Raw genomic sequence first — 14,921 nt, forward strand, 5'->3', positions numbered from 1 at the left:
GCCGGGGCTTTGGTGGTGTTGGCTTGCATGCTGACCTCCAGGTGATGTTTGGCGACTTCACTCTGGCAGAGCGCTGGTCGCCTTCCATCCCCATAGGATCTTCGTGCTGGACGAGCCTTCGATGGGGCTGGCGCCGCTGATCGTCGACGAGATTTTCAGCGCTTTGAAGCGGCTCAATCGGGACGAAGATCTTTCGATCCTTGTCGCCGAGCAGAATTCGGCAGTGGCGCTGAAATATGCCGACCGCGCCACCGTGCTCGAAAACGGAAAGAGCGTGCTGGAAGGGTCGGCCGCCGACCTGCGCCAGCGCGACGACATCAAGACCTACTATCTCGGCGGCACGCCGCTTCCATCGCAACATTTTCCCCAGGAGACCGCAGCATGACCATCCAATCGAAGCAGCCGTCCGATACTCGCAGCGCCGTCCCTCCGGTCGAGCGTCCGTCGGCCAGAGCGCATGTCATCAAGACCGATGCCGAGGCGATCGCTGTGGCGGAAAAACTGGCCGCAGACTTCGCCAAGGACGCCTCCAGGCGGGACCGCGAGCGCATCTGGCCGAAGGAAGAGCTCGATGCGTTTTCGCAGAGCGGCCTGTGGTCGATCAACGTGCCGAAGGCCTATGGCGGACCGGAACTCTCCTATGTGACGCTGTCGAAGGTGATCACCATCATCTCGGCGGCCGATCCGTCGCTCGGCCAGATTCCGCAGAACCATCTCGGCGTCGTCGCCGCCATCCGCACCGTCTCTGACGAGGCCCAGAAGCAGTTGCTCTTCGCCGAAGTTCTGTCCGGCACGCGGTTCGGCAACGCGTTCTCGGAATTCGGCTCCAAGCGGGCGGCCGATTTTGAGACCAAATTCGTCGACGCTGGCGACCACGTCGTGGTCAATGGCCAGAAATTCTATTCAAGCGGCGCGCTGCTCGCCCATCTGGTGCCGATCGTGGCGCTCGATGACGAGGGCCGGGCCTGGTATGCCATCGCCGATCGCGGCGCGCCCGGACTGACGGTCATCGACGACTGGTCGAGCTTCGGCCAGAAGACGACGCTGTCCGGCACAGTCCTGCTCGACAATGTGAAAGTGCCGAAGACGCATCTCGTCCCCGGCTACAAGGGCTATGACCGGGCGACGGCCGACGGCGCCATCTTCCAGATCATCCAGGCTGCTGTCGATCTCGGCATCGCCAACGCGGCGATCGACGAAACCGTCAGCTTCGTGCGCACCAAGTCGCGCGCGTGGATCGACAGCGGCGTCGATCATGCCTGGCAGGATCCCTACACTATCCAGGCCGTCGGTGACCTTCGCCTGCGGGCCAATGCGGCGCAGGCCGTTCTGGACAAGGCAGGGCTGGCGGTCGACCGCGCCGTGGCCGATCCGAACGATAAGACCGTCGCGGAAGCGCAGATCGCGGTTGCCGAATCCAAGATCCTCACCACCGAGATCGCCATCAAGGCCACCAACAAACTGTTCGAACTCGCCGGCACGCGATCCACACTGGCCGAGCACAATCTCGACCGGCACTGGCGCAACGCCCGAACCCACACGCTGCACGATCCGGTGCGCTGGAAATACGCGATCCTCGGCAACTATTACCTGAACGACGTCAATCCGCCGCTCCACGCCTGGAGCTGAGCGAGAACGCCGTAAAGTCACAAAGGACTGTTCATGAGCACTGCCATCCCCGACAGGATCAAGGTCCTGTGGTTTCTCCCGACCCATGGCGACAGCCGCTATCTCGGCACCTCCGAGGGGGGCAGGGCGGTCGACCTGCCCTATCTGACCCAGGTCGCCAAGGCCGCCGACGCCATCGGCTATTACGGCGCGCTGCTGCCGACCGGCCGAAGCTGCGAGGACAGCTGGGTCGTGGCGTCGGCGCTGGCGCCGTTGACGCAGCGGCTCCGCTTCCTCGTTGCGGTGCGGCCGGGCCTGCAATCGCCGACGCTTGCCGCGCGGATGACCTCGACGCTCGACCGCATTTCCGGCGGGCGCCTGCTTATCAACGTGGTCACCGGCGGTGACCCGGTCGAGAACAAGGGCGACGGCATCTTCCTCAGCCATGACGAGCGCTATGAGGTGACGCGGGAGTTTCTCGATATCTACAAGGCCGTGCTGCGCGGCGAGACCATTGCCTTCGAAGGCAAGCACTTCCGCATCGAGGACGGAAAGCTGCTGTTCCCGCCTGTGCAGACCCCGCATCCGCCGCTGTATTTCGGTGGCTCGTCGGAGGCGGCCAATGCGGTCGCCGCCGAGCAGATCGACAAATACCTCACCTGGGGCGAACCGCCGGCTGACGTCGCCGCCAAGGTCGACCATGTGCGCGGCCTTGCCGAGAAGGCCGGACGCCAGGTGAGTTTCGGCATCAGGCTGCATGTCATCGTTCGCGAAACCAATGACGAAGCCTGGGCCGATGCCGACCGCCTGATCAGCCGCCTGGACGACAAGACGATCGCCGAGGCGCAGAAGGTTTTCGCGCGCATGGATTCCGTCGGCCAGTCGCGCATGAGCCGGCTGCATGGCGGCCGTCGCGACAAACTCGAAATCAGTCCGAATCTGTGGGCCGGTGTCGGCCTGGTGCGCGGCGGCGCCGGCACCGCTCTGGTCGGCGATGCGGCGACGGTGGCGGAGCGCATCGACGAATACCGGCGCATCGGCATCCATACCTTCATCCTGTCCGGCTATCCGCATCTGGAGGAAGCCCATCGCTTCGGCGAACTGGTGCTGCCGCTGTTGCCGCTCGATCACGAAATCTCGACGCGGCCGACGGCGGTTAACATGGGCCCCTTCGGCGAAACGGTGGCCGGCGACCATCGCCCGTCGTCGCTGCGCGCGAGCCAGTCTTGAGCGCCAGCGAACCGATCATAGCGATTGTCGGCGGCGGCTTTTCAGGTGCGGCGACTGCGTTTCATCTGGCGCGACTGCTCCCGGCCAGTGCATCCGATATCGTGGTCGTCGAGCCGCGCGAAAGGCTCGGCTATGGTCTGGCCTATTCGACGACCGATCCTTCACACCGCATCAATGTGCCGGCCTCGAGGATGACGCTGATCTCCGGCCAGGACAGCCACTTTGCCGACTGGCTGGAGCAGACCGGCGCCGTTCTGAATGACGCCGAGGCGATCACTACCAACGGCGCGGCCTATCCACAGCGTCGCGTTTTCGGCCGTTATGTCGAATCCCACCTTCAGCCATTTTTGCAAAGCAAGACGATTCGGCACGTCCGATCCGCCGTCGCGTCGGTCGAGCGTAACGGCGACGCATATCGCCTCATCCTTGCCGACGGCGGAACGCTCGCGGCCGATGCATTGGTTGTCGCAACGACTCATCCGCCGCCGGCCTTACCGCCAGCCTTGCGCGCTATAGCCGGCGCCGCCGGTCTGGTCGCTAATCCCTATGATCTCGAACGACTGGAAGCGATCGAGCGCGACCACCATGTCCTGGTCGTCGGCACCGGGCTGACCTCGGCGGACGTCATCGCCACTCTCGACCGCAGGAGGCATCGCGGCAGCATCACAGCACTTTCGCGCCATGGCTACCGCTCGCGCAGCCATGCAGCCTCGCGTGGCGATCCGATCGGCGATTTCACGACCCTGCCTTCACGCAGCGCAACGGCACTGTTCAGGCGCATCCGGGCCACGATCCTTGATGCCAAGCGTCGGGGCGAAGGCTGGCACCCGGTGCTCGACGCCGTCCGGCGACAGGGGCAAATCATCTGGCAGGCCTTGCCGCTCGCCGAGCAGCGCCGCGTGGTGCGCCATCTTCGTGCGCTGTGGGATGTGCATCGCTTCCGCGTTGCGCCACAGATCGCGGCCGTGCTTGATCGCGGCGTTGCCGAGGGCAGGCTTGCCTATCGCGCCGCATCGATTGTCGGCGCCGAACAGGTCGACGGACGCATTTGCGTCAGGCAGCGGCTGCGTGGCCAACGCAGCCTCGTTGTCGAGGCTTTCGACAGTGTGGTCGTGACGACCGGACCGGCGCACGCCGATATCTTGCGGACCAACACGGCGATTGCGGCGCTCGCGCGGATGGGATTGGTCCGGCTCGACCCGATTGGTCTTGGTTTGGAGACCGACAGCCAAGGCCGTGCGGTCGGCACATCCGGGCGCCCGACCGACAGCATTTTCGTCAGCGGGCCACTGGCGCGCGGCAGCGTCGGCGAACTGATGGGAATTCCCGAAGTCACCGCACATACCGAGCGCATCGCCGCCGAAATTCACCAATGGTTGGGATACCAAACGGCGTTGCGTCGCAAGGCGTCGTGAAGCTGTGATTAGCATGAGTCTATTCAGATGACACTGACGGAACGCACCGCCAGGATTGAAAGCGCCTTCGAGGTTTATGAAAGCGCCATTGGTCGCAGTGCCGCTCCTGGCGCTTTTCGCGTTTGTCGCCGACGCCGCCGAAGTCGCCCAAGTTCAGGTGGAGAGACTGCGCGTTTGAGCGGAGTACGGTCTTCGGAGTTGGCTTCTCTGAGAGCACCGAAGTAGTCTAGGCGACGAGCTTGGCTGCGTGTGCCTTCAACTACTGTTGGCTTCTAACAACTCCAATCTGATGTCAGGGGGGTGACGCCTCTGGAAATTTGTCGATAACTGTGAGTTCGGATTTTGACGAGATCTTCACCATAAAGCGATGAGCTGCAATTTCTAGCGACGGCCGCGCTAGGGACGGGCCTCCAGCACCATGTTGAACGGCGTCTCCGTGGCGCGACGGAATCGCTTGAAGCCGCCGCCGGTCACCACCTTGCGTAGCCTCGCCTCGCCGGCCTGGGCGCCAAGCCCGAGCCCGACTTCCTGCGACAGGGATGCGGGCGTGCACACGAACGTGGAAGCGGCATAGTAAACGCGTCCGACGGGATTGAGGTTCGCCGCTAGATGATTATGCGCGAACGGCTCGACGATCATCCACGTGCCATCCGGCTTGAGCGACCCGTGGACATGGGTGGCGGCGCCCGCCGGGTCGCCCATGTCGTGAAGGCAATCGAAAAAAGCGACGAGGTCATAGGTGCCGGGGTAGGTCTTGGCGGCCGCGACCTCGAAGCGCGTGTTGGCGCCGACGCCGGCTTCCTCGGCGGCCTTGCGGGCGCGCTCGATCGAAGGGGCGTGATAATCGAAGCCGACGAAGCGCGAATTGGGGAAAGCACGTGCCATGAGCACCGTCGATGCGCCATGACCGCATCCGACATCCGCGACCTCCACGCCGCGTTCGAGCTTCTCGACTACGCCCTCCAGGGCCGGCAGCCAGGAGTCGATCAGATTGGCATTATAGCCTGGACGGAAGAACCGCTCCGTGCCGCGAAACAGACACGCGCTATGATCGTGCCATGCAACGCCCTTGCCGGACTGGAACGCTTGCCTCACCTTTTCTTCGTCGAGCCACAGCGCGGATAGGAACTCGAATGCGCCAGCCATGAAGGCCGGGCTATTTTCATCGGCGAACACCAGTTCCTGCTCGGCGTTGAGATAGAAATTGTTGTTGGCTTCATCGTAGTCGACATACCCCGCAGCCGCCTGCCCGGAAAGCCATTCCGTTACAAGGCGCTCCTGGGTGCCGGTGCGTGTCGAAAGTTCGGCGGCAGTCATCTTGCCGCCTTCGCGCAATGCCTCGAACAGGCCGAGTTTGTCTCCCAACAAGACTCCCGCGCCCGTAGCGATCGCACCGAGATCGCAGACCATTTTCTCCAAGAATGTGTCCAACTTTTGCTGACTCGCTTCAGACATCGGAATCTCCCTTTGGGCTCGATCTCTCCCGGTAAAAGCCTCACAAGGGGAGAAGAATGGCGAAATTGGAGCCCGGGCCCATCCTTTGGCGTCCACGCGCGGGCCGATCACCATAATGGCGGGTTCGGCCGAAAGCAGCTTCTTTGCCGCTGCCTCGACTTGGTCGGTCGATGAGGGCGGCGCGGCGCTGGTGTAGCCGATGCCAAGACCCGACAAGCGTGGCTGCAATCGAACTGGAGGAATCCAGATTGTTGGTAGCATAGGTGCCGATCAGATAGTTCTTGCTCGCTTTTAGCTCGGCCTCTGTCGGCCCTGTTTCCGCCAACCCCCTGATCACGTGGCGTATCCGCCGAGCGTCTCGGCCGCCCTGTCGGCGCGCGTCGCCGTGGTCACGACAAGCGCATTGGAATGCTGGTAGTCTTTCAATCTGGAATGGATACCGTAAGCAAGGCCGCGCTTTTCGCGCACTTCCTGGAACAGACGTGAGGTAAATGGCGAGCCTCTGAGTATTTTGCTTATCAGCTGTGCGGCTTAGAATTCCGAGTCGCTGCGTCCGATGCCGGGAAAAACAAGCTGCAGCGAAGTCTGCGGCGGGTCGTAGGCGACCAATTACGCCGGCCGAGCTCGGGGCGACATCGGCCACCGGCGCGATCGCCTGCTTCTGAGGCAAATCGCCGACCGAGTCGTGGAGCCTTTCACTCAGGCCTTTGGCATCAATGTCGCCGACGACCGCTACGTGCAGCCCGTCACCGACGAAAGCGGCCTTGTGGAGGGCGCCTAGATCGACCGGCGTTATGCCGGCGAGGCTCTCCTTGGTGCCCCTCGTCCGGCCTCGAATAAGGATGCGTGCCGTAGATTCTGCGCCGCTTGGCGCGGATGCGGTCGACGGGCTCCTGGTCGAAGCGGGGGCTGTTAGGCGCGAGCCTGAGCAGATCGAAGGCGGCGTCCTTCCGTTCGGGCAGCATGCGCATCTGCCATAAATGCCGTCGCGCTGCGCGTCGAAGCTCATCTCGGCCCCGGCATGGTCAACCGTCGCCTGGAAGGCATCGCTGTCGAGATCGCCGGCGCCCTCGTCGAACAGGCCGGTCATCAAATTGGCCAGTCCCTCCTTGTCAGCCGAGTCCTGCGTGGTGCCGCCGTCGAAGACGAAGCGGATGGCTCCGGTTGTGGTGACGGGACGGACGATAAGCAAGGTTCGGGGCGAAGTGATTTGTTCCGCGGCGGCGGTATGTTTTGGTGAGGTGATCATGCGACGTCTTCTTTGGTCGGGCACGTGTTTGCGGATGATGATGCATGTACCGTGCCAAATGAGAAAACCATTTATACGCAATCTGGTAGATCTGACCCTGCTACGTTGCGTATCCGACATTGTCGGAAATTGGACAGCGCCGAACGCGAAGCGGCTCGGGGCTTGTGACGATGCTTGCGCGTGCTGCTGCGGAGGGGGATATGAATGCGCTTCGAACTGGCGCGAGGCCTTCGAGGATGCCGGATTACTTAGCAAGGAGAAGTTGCTGGCGGACGACCGCCCATCCGAACCGTTTGGACGAGAATCACCCCTTAAACGGGGTCCTCATTCGGCACTCTCGCTGCGGCCACAGCCTAAGTTGCACCGACAAGGTGCGCCTGGAGCAGATCAATCTTGGCGCGGCCGTACGTTTGCCGCTTGATGAGTTTGAGCTTGGTGATCTGGCCTTCGGTCTAGCCATTCGACCACGAAGAGATGATGGCGTTGCGGACTGCGGCGATGTCCTTTTCGACCCTGTTTGCAAAGGAGCCGACGAGGCTTGCCTTCGCGCCGTCCAGCCGAGTGTCCAGTTTTGCGGCCGCCTTTGATCGGATCATCTGCTGAAAGTCGTCGATCAGCGTTCGCGCGATGACCGAGGTCAGGAACATTGCTCTCGATTGCCCCGATCAGTACAGCGTCCGATTTGGACAGGTCGTCACGCGCCAGCGTCATGAGCTTGGCGATGCTTCGTGCCGAAGGCGTGCGGGCAAGTGCGCTTTGATCGGTCCTTTCAGCAAGGCGTCTGCGCCGCGCCCATTCAGAGACGACGCCGATCTGGCCACGAAAGCCTTTCTTGCGCATTTCGCGCCAAGTCATGTGCTTGACCTGGCGGCATCGTCTTCGTCGAAATCGTTGCGTCCATTTCCATCCTGTTCCCTGGTTTCTGGCCTTTACGGCTTCTCTGCTAGCCGCTTGACGGTGACCGGAAAACTTATCCGCCCGGTGCCGTCCATCAGTCGATTATGAGTCCCGATAATCAAGTCCGATATCCAAGATCGGCGCGCTATGGGTCAGCCAGCCGATGGAGACCAGATCGACGCCCGTCGCAGCAGTCTGCGCAGCCATATCGAGCGTAATCCGGCCCGATGCTTCGGTGACCACCCGCCCGGCAACCATCGCCACCGCGTGGCGCAACTCATCGACCGACATGTTGTCGAGCAGGATAGCGTCGGGGGCGAAGCCAAGTGCCTCCTCCAACTGGATCAGCGTATCGACCTCCACTTCGATTTTGACGAGATGAGCTACGCTTGCTCGCGCCAGCCACGCTTGCGGCGGCAACGCTCGTCATCCGCCGCTCTATAACCCTCGACAAGGGCCTCAATGCGATTTCAGTCAAGATGCAATCTCTCCGCTCTCGAAGGCGAGAGACTGGCAAGGCACAAGCAGGAGCGACATTCCTATTTTGCCAGATCAGGACATTTCATAACGCTATTATGGAACTCGGCGGCGGTTTTCTAGCTGTTGCTTGGTTCTCTCCTGCCGCAGCTACGAAGTTGTGGATTCTCTCAGTAAACTGCGGTTATCGGGTTGAACTATGGTGCCAGAGTCAGAAACGACAGCACATCGCAATGCCACTGGGGGGCTGACCGACCCTTGTCCGTGGTGCCCAGTACGAGAAGACCAGGTTATTGCCCTGTTGGGCAAACCACAGCTCATTGGCGTCAATACCCGTCCGGAAGTCGAGCTCGTCATGTCGGTGAAGGAGCCGGATTCGACAATCGTATCCGACCCGTCCTTTATGCGTTCCAATTTCGAGTGCCTGTTTTGTGCGGTCTCCGGCCGTCGTTTGTCGACGACGTGAGTTCTATGTACCGACCTATCGAGCGAAGATAGGCAACGATCTCCGGTAGCAGGTGATCACGATCGCCAAACTCTTCCACGATTCTTTTTACCTTGCGCCAGGGTACCTTCCCGTCAACATCGCCCAGTGAATAGCCTAAGTGACCGATCGCACAGATATCACAGCCAGCCTCGATCACCTTGTCGACGAAGGCGGGAATCTCGCTCGCTTTCATTAGCCGCATGTTGCTGGTCATCGCAGATATCTCCGTTGGTGGTCGGCATGGAAATTGCGCCGACGCTCAAACGTGCTTGAATGCGCGCACCTTCGCTACCTGTGCACTTGCACAGCTTGTAGGCAGGCCTGCAGAAGGCGCGGATCGAGTGTTCCTGCGCATTTGTTCATTGTTGGCACCCCGGACACTCAACCGTGTTGCTAGAACAACCCACCTGCTCCGTTCCAACAGCAGCATTGGCCACCGGAACGCTCCCCTTGCGCGCACTGAAAGCCGGCGCTCAGGCAGTCGGAGTCAGTCATGCCGAGGCGCCATTTCCTTTTCCCCACAAGTCGCACGAGCCGCACGCGCTCTTTTCGCTCTGGAGTCCAGTAGGTTGGGTCTGGGTTGGCTCAATCGAGGGGATGGGCGTCTTTCCATTTAGCTATAGGCTAGGAAAAGCTCCTTAGATCCCGCAGTCAGGAGTCCACCAATCGGTCGAGATGGCTGCGAACCGCGTTGCGGGCGGGATTGGGTGCTCCGACGGATCGATACCCAATACCTGCGCCATTTGTTCTTCGATGGCATTATCGCCCCCCGCGTATAGCTAAGTGGTGTGTACAAACCTGATCTACACGACCTAGCGCGATTTGGAGCCAACCGGCCTGGGACCTGGGCGGCCGCCTCGCCGCCTCTGGCTCTGCGCCGCAAAATCGGGCCGGTTCCGCGTCCGCATCGAATGACGCCGGTTAGAGGTGGTCTCGGAACGGGGTGCTCGGCATTTATGATCCGACCGAGCGCCAGCGAGTGATCGTCGGCGGGCTGGACGGCGGCATCATGTTAGGGGACTACGGCCTCCAGGCGCGCGAGGAATGCCGAGACCTCGGCGCCGATGTCGGCCGGTTCAGTCACCGTGGGTGACGGCCTAGCTACTCCCCGATCATCCGCGATTTAATTCAAATTTGTCTGTAAATATTGACGATTGCGCGACCTTCACCTCGTAGACGGCAATGGGGTGGTTAGAGAGGGTCCTATGACAAGCGATTTTTCCGCCGCCCGAGTGCATTTAGATCGAGCGTATGACTACCTTTGTGGCGATGACCCGATGAGTCGAAGGGGACGCCAAGCCTTGGACCTGCTAATTGAGGCGGTTGCCGTCGAAGAGTTCAAGCAGCCACGCCAAAACGCGGAGGTGCTAAGGTTTCCGATTGGGCGCCGCTCCTGAGGCAATCTCCACGGCCGCCATGTAGCCTCAGGTGAGGCGCTCACCGGACGGTTGCGCCGCCACTATGAACCATGGTGAGCAAATCCTCCAGAAGGCCAAGAAGCCCGCCCCGCATGAGCCGAGGCGGGCAATAGAAAATGGGGTGCCCAAGCGCGTCCATGAAACAGCGCCGCAGGTAAAATTCAGCAGAATGTCCATCCTGGCGCCTTCAACGGCGATGCGCAGCCAGTTCTTGGGCCGGTAGGGCACGTTGTCGCGCGCATATGGCCGGGAGGAACCATCAGGCGCGACATAGGCGCGACAAAAGCCGAAGTGGCCCGTGTGGCGCGGCCACATCCAGTTATAGGTGGGAATTCTCAGTCTGCTGGTGCGGCTGACGCTATTCCTAAAACGCGACGAAACAGCTCGAATCTAACCAGGACGCAGGTCAGGGGCCTAGCGCGACACTTCTACAAAATCTCGAAATGAAGAGTACCAATATGACGGATAAACCCTCGGTCTCTATCCTGAAAGAAACCCGCGACAACGAGAAGCGGGTTATCATGCTTCCGCAAGGTGTTCGACAGTTTGTCGAGGCCGGTTTTAAGGTTTACGTTGAGCATGATGCCGGAGCCGCCTCGGGAGCGTTTGATGGGGACTACAAGGCGGCAGGGGGCGAAATCGTTTCAACAGACGAGGCTTGGACAGTTTCTCCATTCCTCTTGAAATATAAGTTTCCGAGCGTCGCCGAACGGCGGTACCTGTGCCGCCCGCTGCATATTGGCGCATACTTTTACCCAGGCGAAAACTACGAGCTAACGCACCACCTGCGCGAGCATGGGGTGACAGCCTATAGCTATGAGTACTTTCAGGCCGCAGATGGTTCGTTTCCGCTCATGACGCCCGATAGCGAGATCAGCGGGAAATTGGCTGTGCTCTTTGGGGCCCATCACCTGCTATCGACGCAGGGAGGGCTCGGCATAATGCTGGCTTCCCTACCGGGGATGAAGCCGCCGAAAGTCGTCGTCATCGGGCATGGAAATGTCGGCGCAGCAGCTGCTCGAACAGCCGCAGGTCTCGGAAACGAAGTTGTTGTCTTTGGCTACCGCGAGGAAAGCCTCCGCCGATTTGAGGCGACCGTTCCCTCGAACGTCAAATGCCTGATTGTCTCGCAAGAAGCCCTGGAGCGAGAGATACCCGACGCCGACCTGGTGATCGGAGCGACTTTGATTTCGACCTACGATACACCAGCGATGCTCACAGACGAACTCGTCAAGAAGATGAAGGAAGGCTCGATGATCATCGACGTCACTTGCGGCTATGGAGCAGGATACATCCCGACGGCCCATACATTCACCTGGATGGGCGCGGCACCATATAAGGTGCATGGCGTTTGGCACTACAAGGATCCCGTAATGCCAGCTCACGTGCATCAGACGGCGTCGATCGGGGCAACCACAAACCATACGCGTTATCTTATTAGTCTCGGCAAATCGATTTTCCTTAAGGATTTCCAGGACTCGGTTTCCCAAAAGGGCAAATTTGTTGAAAACGGTGAGATCATCCATCCGCACGTGATTAGCGACTTTGCCTTGATCGAGGCATTGGCCAAGAAATCCGCGTGAGGGGGCGGCCATGGCGATGCGGCATAAGATATCATATAAAGAACGGGCCGCGTACTACGATGTCGAATATACGGACACTGTAGACCATGCTTTTCTCGCCAGTCTTGTTGGTGGTTCTACGCGCTCGGTCCTTGAGATTCCGTGTGGGGTCGGGCGTAACGCGCTTAATTTGGCTCGAAGCGGATGTTCGATAGTCGCTGTCGACAACGAACCGGCTATGGTCGAACGGCTGACAGAAAAGGCTGAAAAACTCGGCTTCAACAATGTGTCAGCACTCGTTGGGGATCTCCGGACGTTGGACCTCGAAGAGCGGTTCGACCTTATCCTCGTGCCCCGAGAGGCATTTCAGCTGTTGGTAGACTTGTCCCAGGCGCGGCAGTCGCTCAAAGCGCTGCGACGGCACCTCTCGGACGATGGGACATTGATGATCGACCTATCGTCTTTCGCAAAGGTCAGGCCAGAACAGGCCTACCTCCAGCCAGACTATTTCGATCCTACTGCCCCTGATGGCAGTTGGCGCTTTGAGTGGACGCGCCCGCTAGCCGCCAGGCTCACGTTGTCTCGTCATCGTATGCAGCAACACAATTGTGACGGCACAGTCGACGTGTCGTTCAGACACATTCGTGACACTGAGACGGCCATCGACGAGACCGAGACGACCATTCGACTTAGGCCTTACTGCGTCGACGAGTTCACGGCGCTCTGCGTCGATGCTGGATTGAAGGTTGAAAAGGTGTTCGGCGACTACGGACGCAACTGGTACCAGCCGAACGACGCCCGAATGATTTTTCTTCTCAGCGCAACTACCGACATTCGGGACGATCAGCTCCCCCCGTCCGGGGTTATGTGGGAACTCGGCCGAGGGTTCCAGAACGACCGTGATGCCTTTCGAACGAAAGACCTGCAGTTGGTTCCAATGCGTCCGTCCGTCCGAGCTTATTTTGAGACCTATCTGACGGAGTATTTCTCCGGCCCCTTCATCAAGGGCCAAGGGGCCGAGGATATTTTGAAGGCGATGGCGGAATGGGGCGTTATGGGAAATGCTCTCGATCTGGGATCTGGAACTTCGACGCTGTTCTGGTATCTCCCAACCAAGGGAGTCAATCGCCTCTCTTGCTGCGACATCGCGCCTGAAGCCCTTAGCGTGCTAGCGAACTTCGTACGGAGCAATCAACCGCTTCCTGAGTGTTACGGTTGGGTAGCCGATCATTTCAAAATATCCAATCACTCGGTCAACCAGCTTCGCGAGCGCTTTGCCGAGTTCTTGATTTTCGACTGCCTGAAGCGGTGGCCAAGTTGGATGGACAGCCACCGATACGACTTGATCACTGCCTTCGGTAATCTAGCGATTTCGGGGACAGCTGACGCGTACGACGATTGCTTCCAGCACATCGCTGATCACCTTGCACCCACGGGCCGAACTATCGGAGCGGATTGGGCAAGGCGGCAGTCATTTGCGCAGAAGGATGGGCACGACAATTCGTATTTGAGCATCGAACTGATAGCCAGCGCGATGAAGAATGCGGGGCTCACCCCGCTGGAATGCCGTCGTATCGAGATACAGCGGGACCCACTTTACGACGCCATTTTCGTTTGGGTCGGCCAGAAAAATAGCTGAGCGATCTCCTTCGATATTTTGGAGCTTTTAGCATGTCGCACAATCGCGAAGGCGGTGCAGGTAGCTTTGTTTCAGTTAACGGCGTGATCTGCGCTGGCGCCCATTATATTGTCGATCTGTTCGGCGGCACAGGTTTGGCAATCCCGCTTTTATCGAAACAGCCATTACGAAAAGCGCACAGTCCGCTGGAGCCACTATACTTTTTTCAAACTTCCATCGGTTTTCACCCGAGGGTGTCTCAGGCGTACTGGTATTGGCGGAATCTCACATCAGTATCCATACTTGGCCAGAGCACAGCTATGCGGCATTAGATGTGGTTATGTGTGGCCGGGCCCGCCCCAAAGAGGCTATCGCCGTTCTGAAGGAAGAGTTCAAGCCGATCCGTGTCGTCGAGTATTTGCTTGCCCGCGGCAGAGCCGACAATGCCGACCAATACTCTCAACCGGATCGGATCGACTCCGAACGTTGGCTCAAGGGGCTTGAGCGCTAATTTTCGATTCATCAATCGCGCGTCGTCGATCTCGTGCGTCAGGCGCCCGTGATTTCGGGCACTGCATCCCGGCGGCCGCCAAGGCGAAGAAAGATCAGAGCTGCTCGATCACCGTAAAAGTGGGGAGTAGACGCTATGGGGCGAGCGGCGAGAGTGGGGCACCTTAGGCGCTGTTGGATCCACCATCAGAAGGAGGCACCCCATGTCGCAGTCTTTTGACGCGAGCCGGTCCCTTACCGCTCTTGAACAGGATAACACGGTCATCGCCGTCATCGAAATGAGCAAGGCGAAGTGGCTCGTCGCCGCGCTCGTACCGGGTCTCAAGCGCCAGCCCCTCAAGAAGATCGATGCTGCCGCACCATCACTGTTGAAGCTGCTGCAGCGCTGGCGCGACGAAGCCGGGCACACGATCAAGCGCATCGCCGTCACCTGTGAGGCGGCCGGCGTCGGCTTTTGGCTGGCGCGTTGGCTGTGGGCGCGCGACATCGAGGCCTATGCCATCCATCCCGCCAGCGTTGCGGTGTCGCGTGAGCACCGGCGCGCCCGTCTCGCCCGTGGTGACAAGGCGCCACAGGTGAGCGGGCTGACTATCTGCTGGAAGCGTTCTCAACGCCCCCCGCCACCACTCTTGCTGGTGTGGCGGGCAAGCTCGACGCTGTATTGCGTAAGGGCGAGGCTGGGAGGAATGCTCCGAATTCCCCTGGCCGCAAATCCGTTCCGCGCTGAACGATCTGGTGCGCTTCGGAAAGCTCGAACAGGGGCTTTCACGGTAAGCGGCGCTCTAGCCGGCAGGGTGGCAGCTGCTGCCGCGCCTGAAATACGACGATGGAGGGGAAGTCCGAGCAGCGCAGCGATTCGCAGGCGGCAATCGCAAAGTTTTGTTCACGCTGCCTAACTCGCTGAGCAGAAGACGATTGACGGGTGCCACTGGTGCCTTTCGAAAATTTCCCTGTGGATATTGCCTCTGTGACGACTTGGCGTCGTACCCGTTTGG

14 protein-coding genes and 2 pseudogenes are annotated in these 14,921 nt (G+C 60.1%); 10 read left to right on the top strand and 6 right to left on the bottom strand.

What is annotated here, in order from left to right; genetic code table 11:
* Positions 1-64: 64 nt before the first annotated feature.
* The 4 genes and pseudogenes from NKI79_RS18060 to NKI79_RS18075 all read left to right on the top strand — a co-directional run.
* A pseudogene (locus NKI79_RS18060) lies at positions 65-385 on the top strand (ATP-binding cassette domain-containing protein); the annotation flags it as partial.
* A complete protein-coding gene (locus NKI79_RS18065) occupies positions 382-1,629 on the top strand; it encodes an SfnB family sulfur acquisition oxidoreductase (protein ID WP_352620152.1) in 1,248 nt (415 codons plus the stop codon). The pseudogene NKI79_RS18060 and the gene NKI79_RS18065, both read left to right, overlap by 4 nt.
* A gap of 33 nt (positions 1,630-1,662) precedes the next feature.
* Complete coding sequence (ssuD, locus tag NKI79_RS18070) at positions 1,663-2,838, top strand: FMNH2-dependent alkanesulfonate monooxygenase (protein WP_352803252.1); 1,176 nt, start codon at positions 1,663-1,665, stop codon at positions 2,836-2,838.
* Positions 2,835-4,253, top strand: a complete 1,419-nt coding sequence (locus NKI79_RS18075) for an FAD/NAD(P)-binding protein (protein ID WP_352620150.1) — start codon at positions 2,835-2,837, stop codon at positions 4,251-4,253. Before ssuD ends, NKI79_RS18075 begins: the two co-directional genes overlap by 4 nt.
* Before the next feature lie 396 nt (positions 4,254-4,649).
* On the opposite strand, the gene NKI79_RS18080 is transcribed toward NKI79_RS18075, so the two are convergent.
* The 5 genes and pseudogenes from NKI79_RS18080 to NKI79_RS18105 all read right to left on the bottom strand — a co-directional run bounded on the left by NKI79_RS18080 (position 4,650) and on the right by NKI79_RS18105 (position 9,032).
* Complete coding sequence (locus tag NKI79_RS18080) at positions 4,650-5,708, bottom strand: class I SAM-dependent methyltransferase (RefSeq protein WP_031195349.1); 1,059 nt, start codon at positions 5,706-5,708, stop codon at positions 4,650-4,652.
* Between the two features lie 40 nt (positions 5,709-5,748).
* A complete protein-coding gene (locus NKI79_RS33250) occupies positions 5,749-6,957 on the bottom strand; it encodes a M16 family metallopeptidase (protein WP_502909826.1) in 1,209 nt (402 codons plus the stop codon).
* Positions 6,958-7,344: 387 nt separating this feature from the next.
* A complete protein-coding gene (locus tag NKI79_RS18095; protein WP_352803256.1) occupies positions 7,345-7,812 on the bottom strand; it encodes a hypothetical protein in 468 nt (155 codons plus the stop codon).
* Positions 7,813-7,956: 144 nt separating this feature from the next.
* Positions 7,957-8,253, bottom strand: a pseudogene (locus NKI79_RS18100) (beta/alpha barrel domain-containing protein); the annotation flags it as partial.
* A 479-nt stretch (positions 8,254-8,732) separates the two neighbouring features.
* On the bottom strand, positions 8,733-9,032 hold the full coding sequence (locus tag NKI79_RS18105) for a Y4lK-related protein (protein WP_023722911.1): 300 nt from the start codon (positions 9,030-9,032) through the stop codon (positions 8,733-8,735).
* Positions 9,033-9,761: 729 nt separating this feature from the next.
* Here NKI79_RS18105 and NKI79_RS18110 point away from each other — a divergent pair.
* Together NKI79_RS18110 and NKI79_RS18115 are read left to right on the top strand one after the other, a co-directional pair.
* On the top strand, positions 9,762-9,911 hold the full coding sequence (locus NKI79_RS18110) for a hypothetical protein (RefSeq protein WP_023721628.1): 150 nt from the start codon (positions 9,762-9,764) through the stop codon (positions 9,909-9,911).
* 112 nt (positions 9,912-10,023) lie between these two features.
* A complete protein-coding gene (locus tag NKI79_RS18115) occupies positions 10,024-10,215 on the top strand; it encodes a hypothetical protein (RefSeq protein WP_084642947.1) in 192 nt (63 codons plus the stop codon).
* A 27-nt stretch (positions 10,216-10,242) separates the two neighbouring features.
* On the opposite strand, the gene NKI79_RS18120 is transcribed toward NKI79_RS18115, so the two are convergent.
* The gene (locus NKI79_RS18120) at positions 10,243-10,551 is read right to left on the bottom strand and encodes a S46 family peptidase (protein WP_352803257.1); all 309 of its coding nucleotides are present in this window, start codon (positions 10,549-10,551) and stop codon (positions 10,243-10,245) included.
* 143 nt (positions 10,552-10,694) lie between these two features.
* Here NKI79_RS18120 and NKI79_RS18125 point away from each other — a divergent pair, with 143 nt between their 5' ends.
* The 4 genes from NKI79_RS18125 (at position 10,695) to NKI79_RS18140 (ending at position 14,822) form a co-directional block, all read left to right on the top strand.
* The gene (locus NKI79_RS18125) at positions 10,695-11,819 is read left to right on the top strand and encodes an NAD(P)-dependent oxidoreductase (RefSeq protein WP_352466335.1); all 1,125 of its coding nucleotides are present in this window, start codon (positions 10,695-10,697) and stop codon (positions 11,817-11,819) included.
* Between the two features lie 16 nt (positions 11,820-11,835).
* Entirely contained in the window at positions 11,836-13,437 is a 1,602-nt protein-coding gene (locus NKI79_RS18130) for a methyltransferase domain-containing protein (protein ID WP_352803387.1), read from the top strand.
* 88 nt (positions 13,438-13,525) lie between these two features.
* Positions 13,526-13,927, top strand: a complete 402-nt coding sequence (speD, locus tag NKI79_RS18135) for an adenosylmethionine decarboxylase (RefSeq protein WP_352620154.1) — start codon at positions 13,526-13,528, stop codon at positions 13,925-13,927.
* A 202-nt stretch (positions 13,928-14,129) separates the two neighbouring features.
* Positions 14,130-14,822 carry a hypothetical protein gene (locus NKI79_RS18140; protein WP_352620140.1) on the top strand — a complete coding sequence of 231 codons (693 nt, stop codon included), beginning with the start codon at positions 14,130-14,132 and terminating at the stop codon, positions 14,820-14,822.
* Positions 14,823-14,921 lie beyond the last annotated feature (99 nt).

The organism is Mesorhizobium sp. M0340, from assembly GCF_040321535.1.
Lineage (GTDB): Bacteria > Pseudomonadota > Alphaproteobacteria > Rhizobiales > Rhizobiaceae > Mesorhizobium.

Bases quoted from the DNA above. Each gene is read 5' to 3' on its own strand.
- NKI79_RS18065 (WP_352620152.1), top strand. From the start codon at position 382: ATGACCATCCAATCGAAGCAGCCGTCCGATACTCGCAGCGCCGTCCCT.
- NKI79_RS18105 (WP_023722911.1), bottom strand. From the start codon at position 9,032: ATGACCAGCAACATGCGGCTAATGAAAGCGAGCGAGATTCCCGCCTTC.
- NKI79_RS33250 (WP_502909826.1), bottom strand. From the start codon at position 6,957: ATGATCACCTCACCAAAACATACCGCCGCCGCGGAACAAATCACTTCG.
- NKI79_RS18130 (WP_352803387.1), top strand. From the start codon at position 11,836: ATGCGGCATAAGATATCATATAAAGAACGGGCCGCGTACTACGATGTC.
- NKI79_RS18125 (WP_352466335.1), top strand. From the start codon at position 10,695: ATGACGGATAAACCCTCGGTCTCTATCCTGAAAGAAACCCGCGACAAC.
- NKI79_RS18120 (WP_352803257.1), bottom strand. From the start codon at position 10,551: ATGTGGCCGCGCCACACGGGCCACTTCGGCTTTTGTCGCGCCTATGTC.
- NKI79_RS18095 (WP_352803256.1), bottom strand. From the start codon at position 7,812: ATGACTTGGCGCGAAATGCGCAAGAAAGGCTTTCGTGGCCAGATCGGC.
- ssuD (WP_352803252.1), top strand. From the start codon at position 1,663: ATGAGCACTGCCATCCCCGACAGGATCAAGGTCCTGTGGTTTCTCCCG.
- NKI79_RS18080 (WP_031195349.1), bottom strand. From the start codon at position 5,708: ATGTCTGAAGCGAGTCAGCAAAAGTTGGACACATTCTTGGAGAAAATG.
- NKI79_RS18115 (WP_084642947.1), top strand. From the start codon at position 10,024: ATGACAAGCGATTTTTCCGCCGCCCGAGTGCATTTAGATCGAGCGTAT.
- NKI79_RS18140 (WP_352620140.1), top strand. From the start codon at position 14,130: ATGTCGCAGTCTTTTGACGCGAGCCGGTCCCTTACCGCTCTTGAACAG.